Source organism: Rahnella sp. PAMC25559 (genome assembly GCF_050632365.1).
GTDB classification, from domain to species: Bacteria; Pseudomonadota; Gammaproteobacteria; order Enterobacterales; family Enterobacteriaceae; genus Rahnella; species Rahnella rivi.
The window spans coordinates 273,884-299,643 of sequence record NZ_CP192543.1 but is presented as its reverse complement, the minus strand read 5'-3'; the positions used below and the strand labels follow the sequence as shown (position 1 = coordinate 299,643).

General features: G+C 51.5%; 23 protein-coding genes and 2 tRNA genes. 21 read left to right on the top strand and 4 right to left on the bottom strand.

Annotated features, from left to right (window positions below; translation table 11 throughout):
• Window positions 1-12: 12 nt before the first annotated feature.
• Window positions 13-1,446 (bottom strand): serine-type D-Ala-D-Ala carboxypeptidase, encoded by a 1,434-nt coding sequence (gene dacB, locus ACQZQY_RS02665; protein WP_056782443.1) that lies wholly within the window; start codon window positions 1,444-1,446, stop codon window positions 13-15.
• Between the two features lie 283 nt (window positions 1,447-1,729).
• Between dacB and greA the strand changes: the two genes are divergently transcribed.
• Entirely contained in the window at window positions 1,730-2,206 is a 477-nt protein-coding gene (greA, locus tag ACQZQY_RS02660; protein WP_056782442.1) for a transcription elongation factor GreA, read from the top strand.
• A 181-nt stretch (window positions 2,207-2,387) separates the two neighbouring features.
• Here greA and yhbY read toward each other — a convergent pair whose 3' ends face one another.
• The gene (gene yhbY, locus ACQZQY_RS02655) at window positions 2,388-2,684 is read right to left on the bottom strand and encodes a ribosome assembly RNA-binding protein YhbY (protein WP_056782441.1); all 297 of its coding nucleotides are present in this window, start codon (window positions 2,682-2,684) and stop codon (window positions 2,388-2,390) included.
• A gap of 182 nt (window positions 2,685-2,866) precedes the next feature.
• On the opposite strand from yhbY, the gene rlmE reads away from it, so the two are divergent.
• From rlmE to glmM, 4 genes are all read left to right on the top strand, one after another.
• Entirely contained in the window at window positions 2,867-3,496 is a 630-nt protein-coding gene (gene rlmE, locus ACQZQY_RS02650; protein WP_056782440.1) for a 23S rRNA (uridine(2552)-2'-O)-methyltransferase RlmE, read from the top strand.
• Between the two features lie 47 nt (window positions 3,497-3,543).
• The gene (gene ftsH / locus ACQZQY_RS02645) at window positions 3,544-5,496 is read left to right on the top strand and encodes an ATP-dependent zinc metalloprotease FtsH (protein WP_072158216.1); all 1,953 of its coding nucleotides are present in this window, start codon (window positions 3,544-3,546) and stop codon (window positions 5,494-5,496) included.
• A 124-nt stretch (window positions 5,497-5,620) separates the two neighbouring features.
• Complete coding sequence (folP, locus tag ACQZQY_RS02640; protein ID WP_056782438.1) at window positions 5,621-6,460, top strand: dihydropteroate synthase; 840 nt, start codon at window positions 5,621-5,623, stop codon at window positions 6,458-6,460.
• Between the two features lie 2 nt (window positions 6,461-6,462).
• Window positions 6,463-7,803 (top strand): phosphoglucosamine mutase, encoded by a 1,341-nt coding sequence (gene glmM / locus ACQZQY_RS02635; protein ID WP_056782437.1) that lies wholly within the window; start codon window positions 6,463-6,465, stop codon window positions 7,801-7,803.
• Here the strand turns inward: glmM and ACQZQY_RS02630 are convergent.
• Window positions 7,793-7,975, bottom strand: coding sequence for a hypothetical protein (locus tag ACQZQY_RS02630; RefSeq protein WP_183850034.1), 183 nt, complete (start codon window positions 7,973-7,975; stop codon window positions 7,793-7,795). The genes glmM and ACQZQY_RS02630 overlap by 11 nt on opposite strands.
• Before the next feature lie 87 nt (window positions 7,976-8,062).
• On the opposite strand from ACQZQY_RS02630, the gene secG reads away from it, so the two are divergent.
• The 13 genes from secG to ACQZQY_RS02565 all read left to right on the top strand — a co-directional run bounded on the left by secG (window position 8,063) and on the right by ACQZQY_RS02565 (window position 20,995).
• On the top strand, window positions 8,063-8,398 hold the full coding sequence (gene secG / locus ACQZQY_RS02625) for a preprotein translocase subunit SecG (protein WP_056782436.1): 336 nt from the start codon (window positions 8,063-8,065) through the stop codon (window positions 8,396-8,398).
• An 86-nt stretch (window positions 8,399-8,484) separates the two neighbouring features.
• A tRNA-Leu gene (locus ACQZQY_RS02620) sits at window positions 8,485-8,571 on the top strand.
• Window positions 8,572-8,630: 59 nt separating this feature from the next.
• Window positions 8,631-8,707 (top strand) — tRNA-Met (locus ACQZQY_RS02615).
• Between the two features lie 228 nt (window positions 8,708-8,935).
• On the top strand, window positions 8,936-9,388 hold the full coding sequence (gene rimP, locus ACQZQY_RS02610) for a ribosome maturation factor RimP (protein ID WP_056782522.1): 453 nt from the start codon (window positions 8,936-8,938) through the stop codon (window positions 9,386-9,388).
• Between the two features lie 23 nt (window positions 9,389-9,411).
• Window positions 9,412-10,920, top strand: coding sequence for a transcription termination factor NusA (gene nusA / locus ACQZQY_RS02605; protein ID WP_056782435.1), 1,509 nt, complete (start codon window positions 9,412-9,414; stop codon window positions 10,918-10,920).
• A gap of 24 nt (window positions 10,921-10,944) precedes the next feature.
• The gene (gene infB / locus ACQZQY_RS02600; protein WP_056782434.1) at window positions 10,945-13,638 is read left to right on the top strand and encodes a translation initiation factor IF-2; all 2,694 of its coding nucleotides are present in this window, start codon (window positions 10,945-10,947) and stop codon (window positions 13,636-13,638) included.
• Window positions 13,639-13,713: 75 nt separating this feature from the next.
• Complete coding sequence (gene rbfA / locus ACQZQY_RS02595) at window positions 13,714-14,127, top strand: 30S ribosome-binding factor RbfA (protein ID WP_056782433.1); 414 nt, start codon at window positions 13,714-13,716, stop codon at window positions 14,125-14,127.
• Complete coding sequence (truB, locus tag ACQZQY_RS02590) at window positions 14,127-15,071, top strand: tRNA pseudouridine(55) synthase TruB (RefSeq protein ID WP_431296575.1); 945 nt, start codon at window positions 14,127-14,129, stop codon at window positions 15,069-15,071. The genes rbfA and truB overlap by 1 nt, the downstream gene beginning before the upstream one ends.
• Window positions 15,072-15,194: 123 nt before the next feature.
• The gene (rpsO, locus tag ACQZQY_RS02585) at window positions 15,195-15,464 is read left to right on the top strand and encodes a 30S ribosomal protein S15 (RefSeq protein WP_056782431.1); all 270 of its coding nucleotides are present in this window, start codon (window positions 15,195-15,197) and stop codon (window positions 15,462-15,464) included.
• 273 nt (window positions 15,465-15,737) lie between these two features.
• A complete protein-coding gene (gene pnp / locus ACQZQY_RS02580) occupies window positions 15,738-17,861 on the top strand; it encodes a polyribonucleotide nucleotidyltransferase (RefSeq protein WP_056782430.1) in 2,124 nt (707 codons plus the stop codon).
• A 129-nt stretch (window positions 17,862-17,990) separates the two neighbouring features.
• Entirely contained in the window at window positions 17,991-18,875 is an 885-nt protein-coding gene (gene nlpI / locus ACQZQY_RS02575) for a lipoprotein NlpI (RefSeq protein WP_431296574.1), read from the top strand.
• A 115-nt stretch (window positions 18,876-18,990) separates the two neighbouring features.
• Window positions 18,991-19,071, top strand: a complete 81-nt coding sequence (gene yrbN, locus ACQZQY_RS02570) for a protein YrbN (protein WP_096335046.1) — start codon at window positions 18,991-18,993, stop codon at window positions 19,069-19,071.
• On the top strand, window positions 19,061-20,995 hold the full coding sequence (locus tag ACQZQY_RS02565) for a DEAD/DEAH family ATP-dependent RNA helicase (protein ID WP_122096272.1): 1,935 nt from the start codon (window positions 19,061-19,063) through the stop codon (window positions 20,993-20,995). Before yrbN ends, ACQZQY_RS02565 begins: the two co-directional genes overlap by 11 nt.
• Before the next feature lie 89 nt (window positions 20,996-21,084).
• Here ACQZQY_RS02565 and ACQZQY_RS02560 read toward each other — a convergent pair whose 3' ends face one another.
• On the bottom strand, window positions 21,085-22,110 hold the full coding sequence (locus ACQZQY_RS02560) for a luciferase-like monooxygenase (protein WP_056782427.1): 1,026 nt from the start codon (window positions 22,108-22,110) through the stop codon (window positions 21,085-21,087).
• A 341-nt stretch (window positions 22,111-22,451) separates the two neighbouring features.
• Between ACQZQY_RS02560 and ACQZQY_RS02555 the strand changes: the two genes are divergently transcribed.
• The 3 genes from ACQZQY_RS02555 to ACQZQY_RS02545 are packed head-to-tail and all read left to right on the top strand — an operon-like array spanning window position 22,452 to window position 25,755.
• Window positions 22,452-23,426 carry an HlyD family secretion protein gene (locus tag ACQZQY_RS02555; protein ID WP_431296573.1) on the top strand — a complete coding sequence of 325 codons (975 nt, stop codon included), beginning with the start codon at window positions 22,452-22,454 and terminating at the stop codon, window positions 23,424-23,426.
• Window positions 23,423-24,595 carry an ABC transporter permease gene (locus ACQZQY_RS02550; RefSeq protein WP_431297148.1) on the top strand — a complete coding sequence of 391 codons (1,173 nt, stop codon included), beginning with the start codon at window positions 23,423-23,425 and terminating at the stop codon, window positions 24,593-24,595. Before ACQZQY_RS02555 ends, ACQZQY_RS02550 begins: the two co-directional genes overlap by 4 nt.
• Window positions 24,592-25,755 carry an ABC transporter permease gene (locus ACQZQY_RS02545; RefSeq protein WP_122096271.1) on the top strand — a complete coding sequence of 388 codons (1,164 nt, stop codon included), beginning with the start codon at window positions 24,592-24,594 and terminating at the stop codon, window positions 25,753-25,755. The genes ACQZQY_RS02550 and ACQZQY_RS02545 overlap by 4 nt, the downstream gene beginning before the upstream one ends.
• Window positions 25,756-25,760 lie beyond the last annotated feature (5 nt).

Here is a 25,760-nt window from a genome sequence, read left to right as displayed (position 1 = left end):
ACTTCTCCAGGGTTAATTATTTTGGTAGACGTCCTTATAGAGACGGCTCTCAAAGCGTACCAGCGGAGCGCGACGCGTACGCTGGTCTTCCGGAGGCACTGCGTATCCGGAGAGGAACTGAACAAACGCCATGCGTTGCCCGCTGGCTGTGGTGATAAAGCCTGCCAGGTTGTATACGCCAGACAGTGAGCCTGTTTTCGCAGACACTTTGCCGTCCACACCGGCTTCGTGCAGACCACCGCGATACTGCAGCGTACCGTCATGACCGGCCAGTGGAAGCATTGAGATAAAGTCTAAATCCTTATCGTTCTGCGCGATGTATTGCAGTACCTGCATCATCGTCGCCGGTGACAGCAAATCGTGGCGTGACAGGCCTGAGCCATCAACCTGAATAGAGTTGCCTAAATCGATGCCCGCTTTCTGGCGAAGGATTTGGCGTACAGCATCTGAACCGGCACGCCAGGTTCCCGGCACACCAAACCGCTGATGACCAATCGTACGAAATACCGTATCGGCAATCATGTTGTCGGATTTCTTCAGCATGATGCGCAGCAGATCATGCAACGGAGCAGACTGCGTTTGTGCAAGCACCGTCCCGGCAGGTGTCTGGCGCGTCTGACGTTTCAACGTGCCATCAATCTGAATATCTGCCTGCAAGAGTTCGTCTTTCAAAATTGCACCGGCATAGCTGGCACCATCCTGAATGGCGAAAGCCAGTGGCAAAGGTTCACTGCGTTGGGTCAGACAACCGGTCAATGTGTAGCGATTGAATTCTCCTGGTACAACATCCAGTTCACAATACTGCGCATCCGGAGAACCTTTTGCCAGCGTGCGGACCTCACTGAACATATGCACCGGATAATAGGAGGCTACGCGGATAAAGGCGTTTTCATCAGGTTTAGGCGCGCTGTAAAGGGACACCGAGAAACAGTTACGATCGACAATCGCGGCGGCGGGCGGCGCACTGAAGCACTGTGTGATGTCATTCCATGGCCAGCCGGGGGCTTTGTCATGGCTGGCAAACACTGACGTGTTCACGACCACATCACCACTGATCTCTTTAATGCCCTGTTTTTTCAGCACTGCGACCATATTCCGAATATTCTGACGCTTCAGCGTCGGATCACCGGAAAAACGGGCGACCAGATCCCCTTTTAAGACGCCATCGGAAACGGAGCCCGGGGTTTCCAGGGTGGTTGTGAATCGGAAATCTGGACCCAACTGAAGTAAGGCCGCCAGCGCGGTCAGGATCTTCATGGTACTGGCGGGCAACGCCATCTGGGAACCGTGATAGTCGATGGCAGGCGCGGGAGCGCCTATTTTCTGTACCAGCACAGCCAGATTCGTACCGTCAGGCAGATATTCTGTGTAATTTTCGATCTGAGCCGCATTTGTATTCAGAACAAACGCGCATGCTAATCCACTGACTATTCGTATAAAACGCATTATTTTGAGTAAAGGCTCTGGGTAACAACAGGATAATGTGGTGCCATACTACGATGCTACGAACCCAGGCGCAACGTGGCTGAAAGTAAACGATGATCCTCAAGGAACTCTACGTTAAAATACGAATCATAATGCAAAATGAATCCTGGCCTGGTGGCAACTCCGGGTGAGGTTTTTTTTGTTTTTCGCCAGAGTGAGTAGGTCAAAAGAGCTGGCTTAATTTCTTACCTGATTCAATCAGGACGGTGTTTACCGAAAGGACCAAGTTAGAGGTAATGAATATATGAAACCGATTCCGATGACGTTGCGTGGCGCAGAAAGATTACGTGAAGAGCTGGATCATCTGAAGGGCGTACGTCGTCCAAAAATTATTGCTGATATTGCCACTGCGCGCGAACACGGCGATCTGAAAGAGAATGCTGAGTATCACGCTGCCCGCGAACAGCAGGGCTTTTGTGAAGGCCGTATTCAGGAGATCGAAGCCAAGCTTTCAAATGCTCAGGTGATCGACGTGACAAAAATGCCGGCGACGGGTCGTGTCATTTTTGGTGCCACGGTGAAATTGATGAACCTGGACAGCGAAGAAGAACAGACCTACCGCATCGTGGGTGACGACGAAGCTGACTTTAAGCAAAATCTGATTTCTGTGAACTCACCTATCGCACGCGGTTTGATTGGGAAAGAACAGGATGACGTGGTTGTGATCAGCACCCCAGGCGGGGATGTTGAGTTTGAAGTACTGAAGGTCGAGTACCTCTAAAAATCTGCATTAAAAAGGGCGAAACGTAATGTTTCGCCCTATAAATCACCCATTCATGAAGTGAATGACTTCACATTAAATTGAAAACTAACGTAAAAAGGCCAGTTATAGCCTTTTCCTGAACGTGATTTCGTGGCACCTTTCCGAAAATCTAAAGCGTTTTTCGTTAAACTTTGACGAATTAACGCGGTAAGATAATTTTGCGGTCTTCGGTAGAAGGGCGATAAAGTACCAGCATATTGCCGATAACTTGCACATTACACGCCTTGGTTTCACGCACGATAGCGTCTACGATCAAGGTCTTCGTTTCGCGTTCTTCTGCCGCGACTTTAATCTTGATCAGTTCGTGATGCTTCAGTGCCTGTTCGATTTCGGCAAGCACGCCTTCTGTCAGGCCGTTGTTACCCAGCATGACAACCGGTTTCAGTGGATGTGCCAGACCTTTCAGGTACTGTTTTTGTTTATTGTTAAGATTCATCGTCTTTTTTGCTTAAGTTGGGATTGAAAACGGGTCATTCTACCGCCATCTCATGTATATGACCAACCCGCACTGCTTCGGGATGTGATTTATACTGACTTAGCCATAGACGTCATGACGCTAACAGCTTGTTCCAAAAGCTCTAACACAGGGTAGTTGGAAAACTATATGGTTACTAAATAATGTCTATTAAAAAGCGTTCTGCAAGTTCCACACGCTGGCTGCAGGAACACTTTAGCGATAAATACGTGATTCAGGCACAGAAAAAAGGGCTGCGTTCCCGCGCCTGGTTTAAGCTTGATGAGATACAGCAGGGCGATAAGCTGTTCAAACCCGGGATGACCGTTGTGGATTTAGGCGCAGCACCCGGCGGATGGTCGCAGTTTGCCGCCACGCAGATCGGTAGCAAAGGGCGCATCATTGCTCTTGACCTTTTACCTATGGATCCTATTGTTGGAGTCGATTTCCTTCAGGGGGATTTTCGTGATGAATTAGTTCTCAAAGCGCTGCTTGACCGCGTGGGAGAAAACAAGGTTCAGGTGGTCATGTCCGATATGGCCCCGAATATGAGCGGTACACCGGCAGTCGATATTCCAAAATCGATGTATTTGGTTGAGTTAGCGCTGGATATGTGTCGGGATGTATTAGCACCAGGCGGAAGTTTCCTGGTGAAGGTGTTCCAGGGAGATGGCTTTGATGAATACCTGCGGGAAATTCGCTCCCTGTTTACGAAGGTGAAGATTCGTAAGCCAGACGCTTCCCGAGCACGTTCGCGAGAAGTGTACATCGTAGCGACAGGGCGGAAACTGTAGTACCCTAACGCTGTTTGTTAACACAGTTGTAATATGAGGTTGATCCCTTGAGTGACATGGCGAAGAACCTGATTCTCTGGTTAGTCATCGCAGTAGTATTGATGTCTGTATTTCAGAGCTTTGGGCCCAGCGAGTCTAATGGCCGTAGGGTAGATTATTCTACCTTCATGTCCGAATTGACCCAAGACCAGATTCGCGAAGCGCGTATCAATGGACGTGAGATTAACGTTGTTAAAAAAGACAGCAACAAGTACACGACCTACATTCCAGTTGAAGACCCTAAGTTGCTGGATACGCTGCTGAGCAAAAATGTAACCGTAGTGGGTGAGCCACCAGAGCAACCAAGCTTACTGGCCTCTATCTTTATTTCCTGGTTCCCAATGTTGTTGTTGATTGGGGTCTGGATCTTCTTTATGCGGCAAATGCAGGGCGGCGGCGGCAAAGGGGCGATGTCCTTTGGCAAGAGCAAAGCCCGCATGCTGACAGAAGATCAAATTAAAACGACTTTTGCGGATGTTGCAGGTTGCGACGAAGCCAAGGAAGAGGTTAGCGAGCTGGTTGATTACCTGCGCGAACCTAGCCGTTTCCAGAAACTGGGCGGTAAAATTCCTAAAGGCGTCCTGATGGTCGGTCCTCCGGGTACCGGTAAAACCTTGCTGGCGAAAGCCATCGCAGGTGAAGCCAAGGTTCCTTTCTTTACTATTTCTGGTTCTGACTTCGTCGAAATGTTCGTGGGTGTCGGCGCATCCCGTGTGCGTGACATGTTCGAACAAGCGAAGAAAGCTGCTCCATGTATCATCTTCATCGATGAAATTGACGCCGTTGGCCGTCAGCGTGGTGCAGGTTTAGGCGGTGGTCACGATGAACGTGAGCAAACGCTGAACCAGATGTTGGTTGAGATGGACGGCTTTGAAGGTAACGAAGGCATTATCGTTATTGCTGCGACTAACCGTCCTGACGTTCTTGACCCGGCATTGCTGCGTCCGGGCCGTTTCGACCGTCAGGTTGTGGTTGGCTTGCCAGACGTGCGTGGCCGCGAACAGATCCTTAAAGTTCACATGCGCCGCGTTCCTCTGGCAACAGATGTTGATGCTTCTGTGATTGCACGTGGTACACCGGGCTTCTCCGGTGCTGATCTGGCAAACCTGGTCAACGAAGCCGCTCTGTTCTCTGCACGTGGAAATAAACGTGTGGTGTCTATGGTTGAGTTCGAAAAAGCCAAAGACAAAATCATGATGGGTGCGGAACGTCGCTCCATGGTGATGACAGAAGCGCAGAAAGAATCCACCGCGTATCACGAAGCGGGTCACGCCATCATTGGCCGCCTGGTTCCTGAACACGATCCTGTGCACAAAGTCACGATTATTCCTCGTGGCCGTGCATTGGGTGTGACGTTCTTCCTGCCAGTAGGTGATGCGATCAGTGCCAGCCGTCAGAAGCTCGAAAGCCAGATTTCCACGCTGTACGGTGGTCGTCTTGCTGAAGAGATCATCTACGGTGTAGAAAAAGTCTCTACCGGTGCATCTAACGATATCAAAGTGGCGACATCCATTGCCCGTAACATGGTTACGCAGTGGGGCTTCTCAGACAAATTAGGTCCGTTGCTGTATGCGGAAGAAGAAGGCGAAGTCTTCCTCGGCCGTTCAGTAGCAAAGGCAAAACACATGTCTGATGAAACGGCGCGAATCATCGATCAGGAAGTGAAATCTCTGGTTGAACGCAACTATGCACGTGCGCGTACTTTGCTGATGGAAAACATGGATATCCTTCATTCAATGAAAGATGCCCTGATGAAATATGAAACCATCGATGCACCACAGATAGACGATCTGATGAACCGTACTGAAGTTCGCCCGCCAGCTGGCTGGGATGACGTCGGCGGTAAAAATGGTAATGGCAATTCTAACGACGGTGGTTCGCCAAAAGCACCAACGCCGGTTGATGAGCCTCGTACGCCAAATCCTGGCAATACGATGTTTGAACAATTCAGCGGCAAATAAGTCGCTGGTTGGAAAAATGCTGATTACATACAACCCCGGGCTTGCCCGGGGTTTTTTATGCGTGCATTCTTTGCCCCGGAATTTAGATATTACGACCACTGACCGATCAAACGAGACATGACGTATGCAACTCACAGCCAGAGAATCGATTCTAAACCTCACTTTTCCTCAGGTAATGGGGATCCTGAATGTTACGCCGGATTCATTTTCCGATGGAGGTAGGCATAACTCGCTGGATCTCGCTCTCAGGCATGCTGAGGCGATGATCAATGCCGGGGCAACCCTTCTTGATATTGGCGGAGAGTCGACGCGTCCAGGTGCTGCTGAAGTCAGTGAAGATGAGGAACTGGCGCGTGTGGTGCCGGTTGTTGAGGCGATTGCCCGTCGCTTTGATGTCTGGATTTCAGTGGATACATCAAAAGCGATCGTTATCCGCGAAGCTGCCCGCGCAGGTATGCATCTGATCAACGACATTCGCTCTTTACAAGAGCCGGGCGCATTACAGGCAGCCGCAGAAACAGGTTTGCCCGTTTGCCTGATGCACATGCAAGGGCAACCGAAAACAATGCAGCACTCCCCAAAATATGAGGATGTGGTTGCTGAAGTCGCGGAGTATTTTGTTGAACAAATTGCACGCTGTGAAAATGCCGGCATTCCGAAAAGCAAATTGTTACTCGACCCGGGCTTTGGTTTCGGTAAAAATCTGAACCACAATTACCAGTTGCTCGCCAGACTGGCTGAGTTTCATCATTTCGGCTTGCCTCTTCTTGTTGGCATGTCGAGGAAATCCATGGTCGGCCAACTGCTTCATGTCTCACCAGAACAACGTGTGACGGGAAGTGTTGCCTGTGCTGTTATCGCAGCCATGCAGGGTGCTCAGATCGTCCGTGTACATGATGTAAAAGAAACCGTCGAAGCGATGCGTGTCGTCGAAGCTACACTTTCTGCAAGGGATAAAAAATAACTATGAGCAACCGTAAATACTTTGGCACCGATGGCATTCGCGGAAAAGTAGGCGATAACCCAATCACGCCAGATTTCGTTCTCAAACTCGGCTGGGCAGCGGGAAAAGTTTTAGCGCGCCACGGCTCTCGTAAAGTGATTATTGGTAAAGACACACGTATCTCGGGCTATATGCTGGAATCTGCTCTTGAAGCAGGGCTGGCGGCAGCGGGCTTATCGGCATCCTTTACCGGACCGATGCCCACCCCTGCGGTGGCGTATCTGACGCGTACTTTCCGTGCAGAAGCAGGGATCGTGATTTCTGCTTCCCACAATCCTTATTACGATAACGGCATCAAATTTTTCACCATCGATGGGACAAAGCTGCCAGATGACGTGGAAGAAGCCATCGAAGCCGAACTGGAAAAACCGCTGACCTGCGTTGAATCGGCAGAGTTAGGCAAAGCCAGTCGTATAGTGGATGCGGCAGGTCGTTACATCGAATTTTGCAAAGGGACTTTCCCGAGCGAACTCAGCCTTAACGGTCTGAAAATTGTGGTCGATTGTGCTAACGGTGCAACTTATCACATTGCGCCAAGTGTACTGCGCGAGCTGGGCGCGAAAGTCATCGCTATCGGCTGTGAGCCAGACGGCATGAATATTAACGAAGAGTGCGGCGCAACGGACGTTCGTCAGTTGCAACAGCGCGTTCTGGCAGAAAAAGCTGACGTCGGTTTGGCATTTGATGGTGACGGCGATCGTCTGATCATGGTTGACCACGAAGGTAACAAAGTTGATGGCGACCAGATTCTTTATATCATCGCGCGTGAAGGTCTACGTCAGGGGCAACTTAAAGGCGGTGCGGTAGGCACGCTGATGAGTAATATGGGCCTCGAACTTGCGCTCAAGCAGCTCGGCATTCCTTTCACACGTGCGAAAGTGGGCGACCGCTACGTACTGGAAAAAATGCAGGAAAAAGGCTGGCGTATTGGTGCTGAAAACTCCGGTCATATCATTTTGCTGGACAAAACGACCACCGGAGACGGTATTGTTGCAGGTTTGCAAGTACTCACAGCAATGGTCCGTAACCACATGACTCTTCATGATTTGTGCAGCGGTATGAAATTATTGCCCCAAATTCTGATTAATGTGCGTTTCGCTGGTGAACATGATCCGCTGGAATCTGATGAAGTGAAGCAGGTAACCGCTGAGGTTGAAAAGCAACTTGCAGGCCGTGGCCGCGTTTTGTTGCGTAAATCAGGCACAGAACCTTTGTTGCGTGTCATGGTGGAAGGTGAAGATGCGGAGCTGGTAGAAAAATTAGCCAATCGCATTGCCGATGCAGTGAAAGCGGTCAAGCCGTAACCCGATAAGAAATGGCGAATTTTTCTGCTCTGCGCCGTTGTCTTCTCATCAGATAACGGCGCAGATAATACCTGATGAAGGTTTTTTGGATGAATTTGCCGTTTTTTTCCGCAAACGAACATTCCATTGCAAATTGCTCTTGCGCGGCCATACGGCTTTGGTTAGTATTCACACCCGCTTCAGTGGGTCCTTAAATGGCCTGCTAAATTGGTGAGAAGCAATTGGCATGCGGTGAACCCGCGAGGATACAGGTACTACTATGTACGACGCTCTTCTGGTGATTTTCCTTATCGTAGCAATCGGCCTTGTGGCTTTGGTTATGCTGCAACAAGGTAAAGGCGCTGATATGGGAGCCTCTTTCGGAGCAGGTGCTTCTGGCACATTGTTCGGTTCGAGTGGTTCCGGTAACTTCATGACCCGTATGACCGGCGTATTGGCCGCTTTGTTCTTTATCATTAGTTTGATTCTTGGGAACATGAGCACCAATAAAGGCCAAAAAGGCAGTGAGTGGGAAAACTTAAGTCAGCCAGCGCAAACTGAGCAGACAACTGCACCGGCAGCTCCAGCAGCGCCGAACAGTGATGTTCCTCACTAAGCAGTAACCTTCTTACCTAAAGAAGTGAAAAGTTTTAAACAGTGGCTTGAACTTGGACAGTACAAGCGATTGTGAAAAAAAAGAGTGCCGAGGTGGTGGAATTGGTAGACACGCTACCTTGAGGTGGTAGTGCCCGAATGGGCTTACGGGTTCAAGTCCCGTCCTCGGTACCAATCTTTGTGATAATTTGCTTTTTAGCGATTATCGGCGTAGTATTTGCCACGTTTTCGGACGCGGGGTGGAGCAGCCTGGTAGCTCGTCGGGCTCATAACCCGAAGGTCGTCGGTTCAAATCCGGCCCCCGCAACCACTTTCCCTAAGTGTTTATTTCAAATAGACTTTCAGTATCTTCCTGTGATGTTCTGCAGTTCCCATTTGAAAGCTTCAATTTGAAAATAACACTTCGAAAGTTGTACCGAAGCCGCTATGCGGCAAATAGGGTCCAGTTGCATAAAGCCCCGATTTATCGGGGTTTTTTGTTATTTGGCAACAGAATCACTGGGCTATTTAGCCCTTTTTTTATGTCTTGGGGGTGGGCTTGTCCACATTAGAGCAAAAATTGACAGAGCTGATTACAGCACCAGTCGAGGCACTTGGCTTTGAGCTGGTGGGCATCGAGTTCGTTCGGGCTCGCCAATCGACGTTGCGCATCTATATTGATAGTGACGCCGGGATCAATGTTGATGATTGTGCTGATGTCAGCCACCAGGTGAGCGCTGTGCTGGACGTTGAAGATCCAGTCACCGTCGCCTATAACCTGGAAGTTTCCTCTCCAGGCCTTGATCGTCCTATGTTCACCGCTGAGCATTATCAACGTTTTATCGGTGACGAAGTCAGCATGGTACTGCGTATGGCGGTCCAGAATCGTCGCAAATGGCAGGGCATCATCAAAGCTGTCGAAGGCGAAATGATCACGGTGACTGTGGAAGGGAAAGACGAAGTGTTCGCACTGAGCAACATCCAGAAAGCGAACCTGGTACCCCACTTTTAAAGAGTTTGGAAGAGGCAACTAGGATGAACAAAGAGATTCTGGCTGTTGTAGAAGCAGTTTCTAATGAAAAATCCCTCCCGCGCGAGAAGATTTTTGAAGCGCTGGAAATTGCATTATCAACAGCGACCAAGAAAAAATACGAGCAGGAAATCGAAGTCCGCGTCAGCATTGACCGTAAAACAGGTGACTTCGATACCTTCCGTCGTTGGGTTGCAGTCGACGAAGTGACTCAGCCAACGCGTGAAATCACCCTCGAAGCAGCACAGTATGAAGAACCGTCTATCGAACTCGGCGGTTACATCGAAGATCAAATCGAGTCAGTCACATTCGACCGCATCACCACCCAAACCGCAAAACAAGTTATCGTACAGAAAGTACGCGAAGCTGAACGCGCGATGGTTGTTGAGCAGTTCCGTGAACAGCAGGGCGAAATCGTCACTGGCGTCGTGAAAAAAGTTAACCGTGACAGCATCGCTCTGGATTTGGGCAGCAATGCTGAAGCTGTGATCCTGCGTGAAGATATGCTTCCGCGTGAAAACTTCCGCTCTGGCGACCGTATTCGTGGCGTTCTGTATGATGTTCGTCCTGAAGCACGTGGCGCACAGCTGTTTGTCAGCCGTTCGCGCAACGAAATGCTGATCGAACTGTTCCGCATTGAAGTGCCAGAAATCGGTGAAGAGCTGATCGAAATTAAAGCGGCAGCCCGCGATCCTGGCTCCCGTGCAAAAATCGCAGTGAAAACCAACGACAAACGCATCGACCCTGTCGGTGCTTGTGTCGGTATGCGCGGTGCACGCGTTCAGGCCGTTTCCAGTGAACTGGGCGGCGAACGTATCGATATCATCCTTTGGGATGACAATCCTGCGCAATTCGTTATCAACGCCATGGCTCCGGCAGATGTTGCCTCCATCGTGGTTGATGAAGATAAATGCACCATGGATATCGCCGTTGAAGCCAGCAACCTGGCACAGGCGATTGGCCGTAATGGTCAGAACGTACGTTTGGCTTCCCAACTGTTGAAACAACATCGTGGTGATGACAGATGGGAACTGAACGTGATGACAGCAGACGACCTTCAGGCCAAACATCAGGCTGAGGCACACGCTGCGATTGAAACCTTTACTAAATACCTGGCCATTGATGAAGATTTCGCCACGGTTCTGGTAGAAGAAGGTTTCTCTACTCTCGAAGAACTGGCTTATGTGCCAGTGAACGAACTGCTTGAAATCGACGGCCTGGATGAAGACACCGTGAATGCGCTTCGCGAACGTGCGAAAGAAGCGCTGACGACGTTGGCTTTAGCCCAGGAAGAAAGTCTCGGTGACAACAAGCCTGCTGACGATCTGCTGAACCTGGCGGGTCTGGAACGTAGCATGGCGTTTAAACTGGCTGCACAAGGCGTTTGTACGCTGGAAGATCTTGCCGAGCAGGGTGTCGACGATCTGGCTGATATTGAAGGTCTTACTGACGAGCAGGCTGGTGAACTTATCATGGCCGCGCGCAATATCTGCTGGTTTGGCGACAACGCGTAATAAACTGTAGCAGGAAGGAACAGCATGACAGATGTAACTGTAAAATCGCTGGCGGCAGAGATTCAGACCCCGGTAGATCGCCTGGTACAGCAATTTGCTGATGCAGGGATCTCGAAGTCCGAATCTGACTCTGTGACCCAGCAGGAAAAAGAAACATTGTTGGCGCATCTAAATGGCGGAAACGCTGGTGCGACAAACAAACTGACGTTACAACGCAAAACGCGTAGTACACTGAATATTCCGAGCACCGGCGGGACGAGTAAATCGGTGCAAATCGAAGTCCGCAAGAAACGCACTTATGTTAAACGTGATATGACCGAAGCAGAACTTGCCCAGGCCGAAGCGGAAGAGCAGGCGAAGCGTGACGCGGAAGAACAGGCACAGCGTGCAGCAGCAGAGCAAGCCCAGCGCGAAGCTCAGGAAAAAGCCAAACGCGCCGCCGAAGAGCAAGCTAAACGTGAGGCCGCTGATAAAGCTAAGCGTGATGCAGCGGAAAAAGATAAAGTGACGAATCAACATACTGACGAAGTAACCAAACCAGCTCAGGCAGAGAAAGCACGCCGTGAAGCTGAAGCCGCAGAGCTGAAACGCAAAACGGAAGAAGAAGCCCAGCGTAAGCTTGAAGAAAACGCCAAGCGCATCGCAGAGGAAGCCCGTAAAATGGCTGACTCAGGTGTCTGGACTGAAACTGTCGCGCCAAGCGAATCAGAATCTGCTGACTATCATGTCACCACTTCTACCCACGCCCGTGCAGCTGAAGACGAAAACGACGCCAAAGTTGAAGGCGAACGTCGTAGCCGTACCCGCGGTGGCAAAGCGACCAAGCAGAAGAAAGGCAATAAACTGTCTGAATCTAAAGCGGATCGCGAAGAAGCACGTGCCGTTGGCCGTAATGGTAAAGGCAAGCGTAAGCCAAGCACACTGCAACAGAGCTTCAACAAGCCTGTCGCTGCTGTGAATCGTGACGTTGTTGTGGGTGAAACCATTACCGTTGCTGAGCTGGCGAACAAAATGGCAGTTAAAGGCTCTCAGGTCATCAAAACGATGATGAAACTGGGTGCGATGGCTACTATCAACCAGGTTATTGATCAGGAAACTGCTCAACTGGTTGCTGAAGAAATGGGCCATAAAGTTATCCTGCGTCGTGAGAACGAGCTGGAAGAAGCGCTGATGAGCGACCGTGATACCGGTGCTTCAGCTGCCGCTGAGCCACGTGCTCCGGTTGTGACCATCATGGGTCACGTTGACCACGGTAAAACCTCCCTGCTTGACTACATTCGCTCAACGAAAGTTGCTGCGGGCGAAGCCGGTGGTATTACTCAGCACATCGGTGCTTATCACGTTGAAACAGAAAACGGCATGATCACCTTCCTGGATACTCCGGGACACGCCGCGTTTACTTCAATGCGTGCACGTGGTGCCAAGGCAACTGACATCGTGGTTCTGGTTGTTTCAGCCGATGATGGCGTGATGCCACAGACCATTGAAGCAGTTCAGCATGCGAAAGCGGCTGGCGTGCCAATCGTGGTTGCAGTGAACAAAATTGATAAGCCAGATGCTGATCCAGATCGCGTTCGCACCGAGCTTTCTCAGTACGGCGTTATGCCGGAAGAGTGGGGCGGTGAATCTCAGTTCATCCATGTTTCTGCGAAAGTCGGTACGGGTATCGACGATCTGCTGCAAGCCATCTTGCTGCAAGCTGAAGTACTGGAACTGAAAGCGGTACGTACTGGTATGGCAAGTGGTGTTGTGATTGAGTCCTTCCTGGACAAAGGTCGTGGCCCGGTAGCAACAGTTCTGGTTCAGGAAGGTACGCTGAATAAAGGCGATATCATTCTGTGCGGCTTCGAATACGGCCGTGTTCGTGCGATGCGCGATGAACTGGGACGTGACATTCTGTCCGCAGGTCCTTCTATTCCTGTCGAAGTGTTGGGTCTGTCCAGCGTTCCGGCTGCGGGTGATGAAGTGACTGTTGTTCGTGATGAGAAGAAAGCTCGTGAAGTTGCTCTGTATCGTCAGGGTAAATTCCGCGAAGTGAAACTGGCTCGTCAGCAGAAATCTAAACTGGAAAACATGTTTGCGAACATGACCGAAGGTGAAGTTTCTGAACTGAACATCGTTCTGAAATCTGACGTACAGGGTTCTTGCGAAGCGATTTCCGATGCACTGCAGAACTTGTCAACCGACGAAGTGAAAGTCAAAATCGTAGGTATGGGTGTCGGTGGTATCACCGAGACTGATGCAACGCTGGCAGCCGCTTCCCGTGCGATCATCCTGGGCTTCAACGTGCGTGCGGATGCTTCTGCCCGTCGCGTCGTAGAAAGCGAAAGCCTGGATCTGCGTTACTACTCCGTCATCTATAACCTGATTGATGAAGTCAAACAGGCGATGAGCGGTATGTTGGCGCCAGAGTACAAACAGCAAATCATCGGCCTGGCTGAAGTTCGTGACGTGTTCAAGTCACCGAAATTTGGCGCAATTGCAGGTTGTATGGTTACTGAGGGTATGATCAAACGTAACAACCCAATCCGTGTACTGCGTGACAACGTGGTGATCTACGAAGGCGAGCTGGAATCCCTGCGTCGCTTCAAAGATGACGTTGCTGAAGTTCGTAACGGCATGGAATGTGGTATCGGCGTTAAGAACTACAACGATGTGCGTACTGGTGATGTGATCGAAGTCTTCGAAATCATCGAGATCAAACGTACTATCGCTTAACGTTTGCGAAGTAGCTGATATCCAGATGGGGGCCTTGCGCCCCCTTATTTGTCTGGAGCAAGTGGAGAAAGAATCATGGCAAAAGAATTTAGCCGTACTCAACGTGTCTCTCAGGAGATGCAAAAAGAAATCGCGATTATTTTACAGCGCGAAGTCAAAGATCCACGCGTTGGCATGGCCACCGTGTCCGGCGTAGAAGTGTCACGTGACCTGGCTTATGCCAAAGTGTTCGTCACCTTCCTCGACGTGTTGACCACCGATAATCACGATCCCGATCGTGTGAAAAACGGCATCAGAGCCTTACAGGATGCATCAGGTTTCATTCGTACCCTGATCGGTAAAGCGATGCGTTTGCGTGTTGTTCCGGAACTGACCTTTGCTTACGATAACTCCCTGGTTGAAGGCATGCGTATGTCTAACCTGGTGACTAACGTCGTGAAGAATGATGCTGAACGTCGTTCAGCTGCAGGCGACGACGAGGAAGCATAATGAGCCGCCCACGTCGCCGCGGCCGTGATATTCACGGCGTTCTGCTACTGGACAAATCTTACGGCTTGTCTTCCAACGATGCCCTGCAAAAGGTGAAACGCCTTTACAACGCGAACCGTGCAGGACATACCGGTGCGCTCGACCCTCTGGCAACTGGCATGCTGCCATTGTGTTTAGGTGAAGCGACCAAGTTCTCGCGTTTTCTGCTGGATTCAGACAAGCGTTATCGGGTCATTGCCCGCCTAGGCCAACGCACTGATACGTCTGACGCTGAAGGTGAGATCGTTTCCGAACGTGAAATAACCTTTACGCCGCAGCAACTCGACGACGCACTCGATAGCTTCCGCGGGGAAACCCAGCAAATTCCTTCTATGTATTCTGCGTTAAAATACGAAGGCAAGAAGCTGTATGAATACGCACGCCAGGGTATCGAAGTTCCCCGTCAATCTCGCAGTATTACGGTGTATGAACTGAAGTTTATCCGCTGGGAAGGCGTTGAGGTTGAACTGGAAATCCATTGCTCTAAAGGCACTTACATTCGCACTATTGTGGATGATTTAGGTGAAAAATTGGGTTGTGGCGCACACGTCACTTATTTGCGTCGTTTGCAGGTGGCTACGTATCCTCTTGAGCGCATGGTCACCATGGAAAAACTCCATGATTTGATTGCTCAGGCAGAAGAGCAGGGCATCGAGCCACGCTTGCTGTTGGATCCGTTGCTGCTGCCTATGGACAGCGCATGCGAAGACTTCCCGGAAGTGAATTTGCTGCCTGTGGTGGCCGGATACGTTAAACAGGGTCAACCTGTTCAGGCATCGGGCGCACCGACGAGCGGCTTGGTTCGCATTACGGAAGGTGAAGAACATAAGTTTATCGGCATTGGCGAAATTGACGATGATGGCCGCATTGCGCCACGTCGTTTAGTCGTCGAATACGCCGAATAAGCGCTTTTTGCCCACCTTGCGATCATATATAGCAAAGGGTAGAATAGTGCAGCTTATGCATTGGGTAGCTGAATTAGAGATCGGCACCCGTTTAAACTATCTATAATATTTTGGAGTATAATTATGTCTCTAAGCGTTGAAGCTAAAGCTCAAATCGTTTCCGACTTTGGTCGCGGCACTAACGACAGTGGTTCTACCGAAGTTCAGGTTGCTCTGCTGACTGCTCAAATTAACCATCTGCAAGGTCACTTTGCAGAGCACAAAAAAGATCACCACAGCCGTCGTGGTCTGCTGCGTATGGTTTCTCAGCGTCGTAAACTGCTGGACTACCTGAAGGGTAAAGATGTAGCACGTTACACCAGCCTGATCGAACGTCTGGGTCTGCGTCGCTAATCAAGCGAGTTTCAGTGTAAAGGGGCCAATAGGCCCCTTTATTCTAGGAAGCAACACCAAATCAGGGTACTGTATGGCTGTTGTTTCTGCTGTTTTTCTAAGAACATGAACTTCCGTTACAGATGTTTTCGCGCGGCTAATGAGAGACTTTATTGCCACATTGTCAGGTCAATAAGGATTGTCATTAGTCGCGAGAATGTAGTGAGAAGCTCGGATATCTATCGGCGTGAACTGCTGTCATAACAGCTGCGTGCCACAATCAAGGACATTACATTGCTTAATCCGACTATTCGTAAATTCCAATACGGCCAGCACACCGTTACGCTGGAAACCGGCATGATGGCGCGTCAGGCGACTGCAGCCGTGATGGTTAGCATGGACGACACCGCGGTATTCGTTACCGTTGTTGGCCAGAAAAAAGCCAAACCAGGTCAGAGTTTCTTCCCACTGACGGTTAACTACCAGGAGCGTACTTATGCTGCTGGTCGTATCCCGGGTAGCTTCTTCCGTCGTGAAGGCCGTCCAAGCGAAGGCGAAACACTGACTTCACGTCTGATCGACCGTCCAATTCGCCCACTGTTCCCGGAAGGTTTCCTGAATGAAGTTCAGGTTATCGCGACCGTGGTTTCCCTGAACCCGCAAGTAAACCCTGACATCGTTGCGATGATCGGTGCGTCCGCTGCCCTGAGCCTGTCTGGTATTCCTTTCAGCGGCCCAATCGGTTCAGCACGCGTGGGTTACATCAACGATCAGTACGTTCTGAACCCAACCGCAGATGAATTGAAAACCAGTAGTCTTGACCTGGTCGTTGCCGGTACTAAAGGCGCAGTTCTGATGGTTGAGTCTGAAGCTGACGTTCTGAGCGAAGACCAGATGCTGGGCGCTGTGGTGTTCGGCCACGAGCAACAACAAATCGTTATCGATAACATCAACTCTCTGGTTGCTGAAGTCGGTAAAGCGAAATGGGATTGGCAGCCAGAAGTGGTTAACGCAGAGCTGCACGCTCGCGTTGCAGCGCTGGCAGAATCTCGTTTAGGTGATGCTTACCTGATCACTGATAAACAAGACCGTTACGCTCAGATCAACGTCATCAAAGCGGAAGTGGTTCAGACCCTGCAAGCAGAAGATGAAGCGCTGGACGCTGGCGAAATTTCTGACCTGCTGGGTAGCATTGAGAAGAATGTGGTGCGTAGCCGTGTTCTGCGTGGCGAGCCACGTATCGATGGTCGCGAAAAAGACATGATCCGCGGTCTGGACGTTCGTACTGGCGTTCTGCCACGTACTCACGGTTCAGCGCTGTTTACGCGTGGCGAAACTCAGGCACTGGTTACTGCCACTCTGGGTACTGCCCGTGATGCGCAAAACCTGGATGAACTGATGGGCGAGAAGTCTGACAGCTTCCTGTTCCACTACAACTTCCCTCCGTACTCCGTTGGTGAGACCGGGATGGTGGGTTCACCAAAACGTCGTGAAATTGGTCACGGCCGCCTGGCGAAACGCGGCGTGCTGGCGATGATGCCAAAACCAGAAGACTTCCCGTACACCGTACGTGTCGTGTCTGAAATTACTGAATCTAACGGTTCATCTTCTATGGCTTCTGTTTGTGGTGCATCTCTGGCCCTGATGGATGCAGGTGTGCCGATCAAAGCCGCTGTTGCAGGTATTGCAATGGGTCTGGTTAAAGAAGGCGAAAGCTTTGTTGTTCTGTCTGACATTCTGGGTGACGAAGATCACCTGGGCGACATGGACTTCAAAGTGGCCGGTAGCCGCGATGGTATCACCGCGCTGCAGATGGACATCAAAATTGAAGGTATCACCCGCGAAATCATGCAGGTGGCTCTGAACCAGGCTAAGGGTGCGCGTCTGCACATTCTGGGCGTAATGGAACAGGCTATCAGCACTCCGCGCGGCGACATCTCTCAGTTTGCTCCACGTATCCACACCATCAAGATCAGCCCGGACAAAATCAAGGACGTGATCGGTAAAGGTGGTTCTGTGATCCGTGCCCTGACTGAAGAAACGGGTACAACCATTGAAATCGAAGATGACGGTACTGTGAAAATCGCAGCAACCGACGGCGAGAAAGCGAAATACGCTATCCGTCGTATCGAAGAGATCACTGCAGAAATCGAAGTTGACCGTATCTATCAGGGTAAAGTGACCCGTATCGTAGACTTTGGTGCGTTTGTTGCCATCGGCGGCGGTAAAGAAGGTCTGGTTCACATTTCTCAAATCGCTGACAAGCGTGTAGAGAAAGTGACTGATTACCTGCAAATGGGTCAGGAAGTACCGGTTAAGGTACTGGAAGTTGACCGTCAGGGCCGTGTGCGTTTGAGCATCAAAGAAGCCACTGCACCGACTCAGGACGATACAACTAAGCAACCTGACGCAGAATAATCTGTAACAGAAGTTTTACAGCTCCTTTCCATCTGGAGAGGAGCTGTTCGTATCACGAGCGTAGGACGCGTTTGTGTTAAGCAAGCGGATGACAGGACGTCTATCCAATGTTTGTCTCCGGGAGTAGAAATGAAGCCTTTCTTGCGCTGGTGTTATGTTGCGACAGCACTTATGTTGGCAGGATGCAGCAACCATGATTGGCGTAAAAATGAAGTTCTGGCGATTCCTTTGCAGCCGACGTTGCAGCAGGAAGTCATCCTGGCACGCATGGAACAAATTCTTGCCAGCCGGTCATTAACCGATGATGAGAGAGCACAGCTATTATATGAGCGCGGTGTGCTGTATGATAGTCTCGGGCTAAGAGCACTGGCGCGTAATGATTTTTCACAAGCGCTGTCTGTTCGTCCTGATATGCCAGAAGTTTTTAACTACCTTGGGATTTACCTAACGCAGGCAGGCAATTTCGATGCTGCCTATGAAGCGTTTGATTCTGTACTAGAGCTTGATCCAACTTACAACTACGCGCGTTTGAACCGAGGTATCGCCCTGTATTACGGTGGCCGATTCTCGTTAGCGCAGGATGATCTGCAGGCGTTTTATCGAGACGATCCAAATGATCCCTTCCGTTCATTATGGCTTTATCTTGCGGAGCGAGAAATCAATCCAAAGGATGCCGACGTAGCGCTTCAACAGCGTTATGACAACGCGGACAGAGGGCAATGGGGATGGAATATCGTCGAATTCTACTTGGGCAAAATCAGCGAATCTACGCTGATGGAACGCCTCAAGGCAGAAGCAACGGATAACACTTCGCTCGCTGAGCATCTCAGTGAAACTGACTTCTATTTAGGTAAGCACTACCTAAGTCTGGGGGACAAGAACAGCGCTGCGGCACTGTTCAAACTGACGGTAGCTAACAACGTTCACAACTTTGTTGAGCACCGCTATGCATTGTTGGAATTGGCGCTTTTGGGCCAAGAGCAAGACGACCTATCAGAATCGGACCAGCAATAGCTGACGACACCAATCAGCCTGATTAATCATGGTTTTTACCATTTTTAAGCGCCTTAACGGGCGAGGGTTGCTTTGTTCGTTTTATAATCTAATTTGAGCCGGTTCACACTTTTCAATGAAAATGACTGAAAATTTTCTCGACGAGTTATGTAGACTGGCTGCCATTATTAATGAGGCACGTGTACATGACTACTGAGCTTGAAACCTCTTTTGCTGACCTGGGGCTGTCTGCTCCGATCATTTCTGCCCTGACTGATTTGGGCTACGAAAAACCTTCACCAATCCAGGCTGAGTGTATTCCTCACCTGCTGAGTGGCCGCGACGTTCTGGGTATGGCGCAGACCGGTTCCGGTAAAACTGCTGCATTCTCTTTACCTTTGCTGCACAACATTGATGCTTCACTGAAAGCACCACAAATTCTTGTTCTGGCTCCGACCCGCGAACTGGCGGTTCAGGTTGCTGAAGCAATGACCGATTTCTCTAAACATATGCATGGCGTGAATGTGGTTGCCCTTTACGGCGGCCAGCGCTATGACGTTCAGCTGCGCGCACTGCGTCAAGGTCCACAAGTTGTTGTGGGTACCCCGGGCCGCCTGCTGGACCACCTGAAACGCGGCACCCTGAACCTCTCTAACCTGAGCGGTCTGGTGCTGGACGAAGCTGATGAAATGCTGCGTATGGGCTTCATCGAAGACGTTGAAACTATCATGGCGCAGATCCCGGCTGAACATCAGACCGCGTTGTTCTCTGCAACCATGCCAGAAGCGATTCGTCGCATTACGCGTCGCTTCATGAAAGATCCACAGGAAGTACGTATCCAGTCAAGCGTGACTACCCGTCCGGACATCAGCCAGAGCTACTGGACTGTGCACGGCCTGCGTAAAAACGAAGCCCTGGTGCGTTTCCTGGAAGCAGAAGACTTTGATGCAGCCATCATCTTCGTTCGTACTAAGAGTGCGACCCTTGAAGTGGCCGAAGCTCTGGAACGTAGCGGCTACAGCAGCGCTGCACTGAACGGCGACATGAACCAGGCGCTGCGTGAGCAAACCCTGGAGCGTCTGAAAGATGGCCGTCTGGACATTCTTATCGCAACCGACGTGGCAGCACGTGGTCTGGATGTAGAACGTATCAGCCTGGTTGTTAACTATGACATCCCGATGGACTCTGAGTCTTACGTTCACCGTATCGGTCGTACCGGTCGTGCAGGCCGTGCTGGTCGCGCATTACTGTTCGTCGAAAACCGTGAACGTCGCCTGTTGCGTAACATTGAACGCACCATGAAGCTGACCATTCCAGAAGTTGAAATTCCTACTGCTGATGTCCTGGGCGAGCGTCGTCTTGCTAAGTTCGCAGCAAAAGTTCAGCAACAACTGGAAAGCAGCGATCTGGATCAGTACCGCGCATTACTGGCTAAACTGCAACCTGCAGAAGAGCTGGACATCGAAACGCTGGCTGCTGCACTGCTGAAAATGGCACAGGGCGAACGTCCTCTGATTGTTGCTGCTGACCCAATCTTCAAAAGCCGTCCACCGCGTCGTGAATTTGAAGAACGTGGCGATCGCGGTGACCGTGGCGATCGTCGTGACCGTCCGGCTCGCAGCAACGACCGTCCTGCACGTGATGGCGACAGCCCACGTCGTGAGCGTCGTGACGCTGGCGAAATGGAACTGTATCGCATCGAAGTGGGTCGTGATGATGGTGTTGAAGTTCGTCACATCGTTGGCGCGATCGCTAACGAAGGCGACATCAGCAGCCGTTACATCGGTAACATCAAGCTGTTCGGTACGCACTCTACTATCGAACTGCCGAAAGGTATGCCGGGCGAGATTCTGTCTCATTTCACCCGTACTCGTATCCTGAACAAACCGATGAACATGCAGTTGCTGGGTGATGCTCAGCCACAGGCTGCGCGTCGCGAACGTCCAGCCGGTGCAGGTGGTGAGCGTCGTGGTAACGGTGCTCCGCGTCCTTTCAACGGTGACCGTCCTGCGGGTGCAGGTGGCGAACGTCGTGGTAACGGCGCTCCACGTTCTTTCAGCGGCGATCGTCGTGAAGGTTCTTCTGCTGCAGGCGAACGTCGTCCGCCAAGCCGCGCACCACGTCGCACGACTGACGCATAATTTATCGCACCTGGTTTTACTCAGGTGCAGATAATAAAAAACCAGCCTTAACCGGCTGGTTTTTTTTCGTCTTAAATTTGTGAACGCGATTAACTGATGCGCTGTTCTTTTACCAAATCATCCTGTAAACCGGCCACAATCTCGAAGGAGTGCAAACGCGCCTGATGATCAAAAATCTGGCCGTTAATCATCAGTTCATCCGCTTGTGTCTCACGCAGAATGGACTGCAATCCCTGGCGCAGCGTGTCTTTATTGCCGACGACCGACATACGCAGCGCATTATCCACCCCAAAGCGCTCTGACGCGGACCACAGACTTTCAATGTTATCCACGGGTGCTGGCAGTTTGCCCGGCATACCGCGACGCAAATTGATGAACTGCTGCTGATTTGAGGTAAACATCCGGCGCGCTTCTTCATCCGTATCAGCGCCAATCGCGTTAATACACACCATGGCATACGGCTTTTCAAACTGGGCAGAAGGCTGGAATTTACTGCGGTAGATGGCTAATGCCTGATAGAGCATATCCGGCGCAAAATGCGAGGCGAAGGCAAAAGGCAATCCCAGTGCGGCGGCCAGCTGAGCGCTGTACAAGCTCGATCCCAGCAGCCAGATCGGCACATGCAATCCCTGACCCGGCACGGCCTGCACCGCCTGCTGTGGCTGAACTTCGCCGAAGTACAACTGTAATTCCTGCACATCTTTCGGGAAATTATCGACTTCACCGGAGAGATGGCGGCGCAGTGCAATCATTGTGCGCTGATCGGTACCCGGCGCACGGCCAAGACCAAGATCGACACGGTTCGGATACAGCGTCGCCAGTGTGCCGAACTGTTCGGCAATGACCAGCGGGGAATGGTTGGGCAGCATGACCCCGCCGGAACCGACGCGAATCGTTTTCGTGCCGCCCGCAATGTATCCCAGCAACACCGACGTCGCCGCACTGGCGATGCCGGTCATGTTGTGATGCTCAGCCATCCAGTAACGTTGATAGCCCCATTTTTCAGCATGTTGTGCCAAATCGAGGGAAGATTTAAAGGCCTGTGCAGCGTCGGCACCTTGTGGAACGGGTGCTAAATCCAGCACGGATAGGGGAACGGTGTGTTTATCAGACATAGTCACGGCTCACTCGTTGATGGGCGAAACACAAGCAGTTCGCCCGCTAAAAATGCTCATAATTAGAACGAGTATTACCCATTCACCGGGGATTGAATACTGCATTTGTGCCTTTCCTGATCCTCCAACTCATGCGTAACGACTATGAATTGCGTTTAATTTATCGTTTCAGTCAATATGTTGTTTTGTGTTAAAAACTCTCTGTCAGCGCCGCTATGATTGAACGCCTCCTGTGATGTATCGATCACTCCGAAAACAGAGCGCGGCGAAAGGACACTCAAGGAATGGAAAACCAATGCCTCTGAAGAACACTGGCGAGAAAAAAAAGGATCAGGCAACACATGAGTAAACGAATTTTATTGACCCTTCTGCTGGTCTTCGTGGCGGTTTCTTTAGCCGTGTTGTTCCGTGCGAACAATCAGGACTTATTGCTGCAGGGCGAAGTCGATGCGCCGGAAGTCATTGTCGCGTCCAAAGCCAAAGGTCGCGTGATTGAACGTCACGTTGAACGCGGTGACGATGTCAAAGCCGGTCAGCTACTGATCACCCTCGACAGCCCGGAAATGATGGCGCAGTTGCGCGCCGCCGAAGCTGCCCGCGATCAGGCAAAAGCCCAGCTCGATCTCTCCGTTAACGGTACCCGCGAAGAGAGCATCCGCAACCTGAAAGCTACCCTTGCACAGTCTCAGGCGGAATATGTTAACGCCCGCGATCTCTACAACCGCAACGCCAAAGTGGCGGCGAAAGGGTTTATTTCAGCGTCTGATTTAGAAGATTCCCGTCGCGCCCGTGACAGCGCATACGCACAAGTTCTCGTCGCCAAAGCCAATCTTGATGAAGGTGTCAACGGCGACCGCGTGGAACAGCGCGAAAGCTATGCCGCGCAGCTGCGTCAGGCGGAAGAAGACTTACTGGAAATCAAAGCGCAAACCGATGACTTGCAGGTGAAAGCCCCGGTCGATGGTGAAGTGGGGCCGATCCCGGTGGAAGTCGGCGAACTGGAAAGTGCGAACAGCCCGTTGCTGACGTTAGTCCGTCTGCCTGACGCCTATTTCGTCTTTAATTTGCGCGAAGATATTCTGGCCGGCGTGCGCAAAGGCGACAAAGTAGAAATGCGCGTGCCTGCGCTGAACAACCAGATGATCGAAGCCGAAGTGCGCTACATCGCACCGCTCGGTGATTACGCAACCAAACGCGCCACGCGTGCGACAGGTGATTTCGATCTTAAAACCTTTGAAGTGCGTCTTTACCCTGCGAAACCGGTGCCCGGATTGCGGCAGGGCATGAGTGCGCTGTGGCAGTGGAAGGCGAAGTGAAGCGGGTCAAAGCGCCGCGCAGTGAAAGAATAAAAGCCGGATGGCGCTGTTTTAGCCGGGCATTTAACCGTGAAGTCAGTCATGCATTCCGCAAGCCGGTGATCCACTGGCTATGCTGGATTTTCCCGTTGTTGCTGTTTGGCCTCATCAGCAGCAATTTCTCTGAAGGCACTCTGCTGAACTTACCGGTGTCGGTCATCGACAACGATCACAGCAGCCTGTCGAAGACCCTGACCCGCAAACTGGACGCCGGTTCCCATGCGCATGTGCAGGCCTTCAGTGGCGGATTGCAGGAAGCTGAATATCGCCTGCGTACCGCGCAGGATTACGCGTTGCTGTATATTCCGGTTAATTTCGAAGCGGATGTGCTGGCCGGAAAACAGCCGAGTGCGGTGCTGTACTACAACGCTTTGTTCTACGGTGCCGGTCTATATTCCACGCAGGATTTTAGCGGGCTGATCACTGAACTCAATACCCGTTACCGTTCGATTGTTGCGACTGAAATCGGCAAAACGTTGCCGTCGCTGGCGAGCGTGGATTTGTCCTACGGCAGCCTGTTCAACGCCAGCGGCAGCTACATTTATTACCAGCAGTTCGCTGCCACCATTCACCTGCTGCAACTGTTTACCGTCACCTGCATGATTTACGTCATGGCGCGCAGTCAGGCGTTGATCAGCACGCCGTCGTTTACGCTGGCACTGCTGGGCAAACTCGCGCCTTACACGCTGTGTTTCACCACGTTACTGATGGTCGAGATCGCCATGCTGGTCGGCTTTTTTGACGCGCGCGTCAGCGGTAACCCGTTATATATGCTGCTCATCGGTTTCTTTTATGTGATTGCCGCCCAAAGCCTCGGGCTGTTGCTGTTCACCTTTACCAAAACCACGATTACGGCCTACACCATGATGGGGATTTTCGTCAGTATCGCGCTGACCTTCTCCGGTATGGCGGTCCCGGTGCTCTCGATGCCCTTGCCTGCGCGGATTATTTCCGGCATCGAACCGCTCAGTTACGCCCTGGCCGCGATGTTTGACGTCTTCCTGCGTGAAGTGTCCGTGCGCGGTATTTTAATGGTCTGCGCCATCCTGCTGATCTATCCGCTGGTCACCAGCCTTCTGGTGCGTAAACGCTTATATCTGCGGCTGAAACAACAGGAGCCAGGAAAATGACCCGTCGCGAATGGTTCAGGACCTGGTGGGGGACTTTCAGCAAAGTGCTGACGGGCCTGCTTGATAAACCGATGTGGATGATGCTGCTGATCTCCCTGTGCGTGATGAGCATGGTCTACGCCAACCGCACGGTGTGGGACTTGCCGGTCGCCGTCGTCGATCAGGATCACAGTACCGCCAGCCGGATGCTAACCCGCCAGCTCGACGCGACCTCGAAAGTCGCCACGGTGCACTATGAAAATCTGGCGGATGCCGAGCACGATCTTGCGCTGCGCAAACTGTTCGCCGTGATCATCATGCCGGTCGATCTGGAGAAGAAGATCCTTGCCGGTCAAAATATCGTTATTCCGGTGTACGGCGATGCCACCAACCGACTGGCAAACGGGCAGATCCAGCAGGATGTGTTGGGGGCGTATCAGGCGATCCTTACCCAATACAACACTGATCTGTTGTTGAGCAACGGCTTCAGCGAGCGTCAGGCCAGCGTGGTGCTCTCGCCGATGGTGGGGCAGACGCTGGATCTGTTTAACCCCGGCATCAGCTTTGCGGCAATCATTTTCCCCGGCCTGCTGGTGATGTTGTTACAACACTCCCTGCTGATTGCCAGTGTGCGCGTCAGTATTGTGCTCAACAGCGCTCCCTCCGGAAAACCGACGATCCCGGCATTTCTCGGCGGGATTTCGGCGCTGATCCCGGTCTGGCTGTTTTTATCGATCGTGCTGTTTGTGCTTTGGCCGTGGATATTAGGCTACCGGCAAACGGCCAGCATTCCGGAAATTCTGCTGCTGACTTTCCCGTTCCTGTTGGCCGTTTTAGGGCTGGGGAAACTGGTTACGGAATGTCTGCGCAGCGTCGAACTGATTTACCTGACGCTGGCTTTTTTGACCACGCCGGTGTTTTACATCTCCGGCACTATCTGGCCCTTACAGGCAATGCCGGCATGGGTTCGGGCCATCTCTTCTATGCTGCCTTCGACGTGGGCGACCAAAGCGATTGCCGGGGTGAATCAGATGGGGCTGCCGTTCAAAGACGTGGGCGGCGATATTCTGATGCTGCTGATCCTGTGCGCGTTTTACACCTTCACCGGCATTGCCGTGGGCATGCTGCGCGACGGTGTCCGCCTGCGGGCGATGTTCAGGCGCAAACATAAAAAAGCGTGATAAAA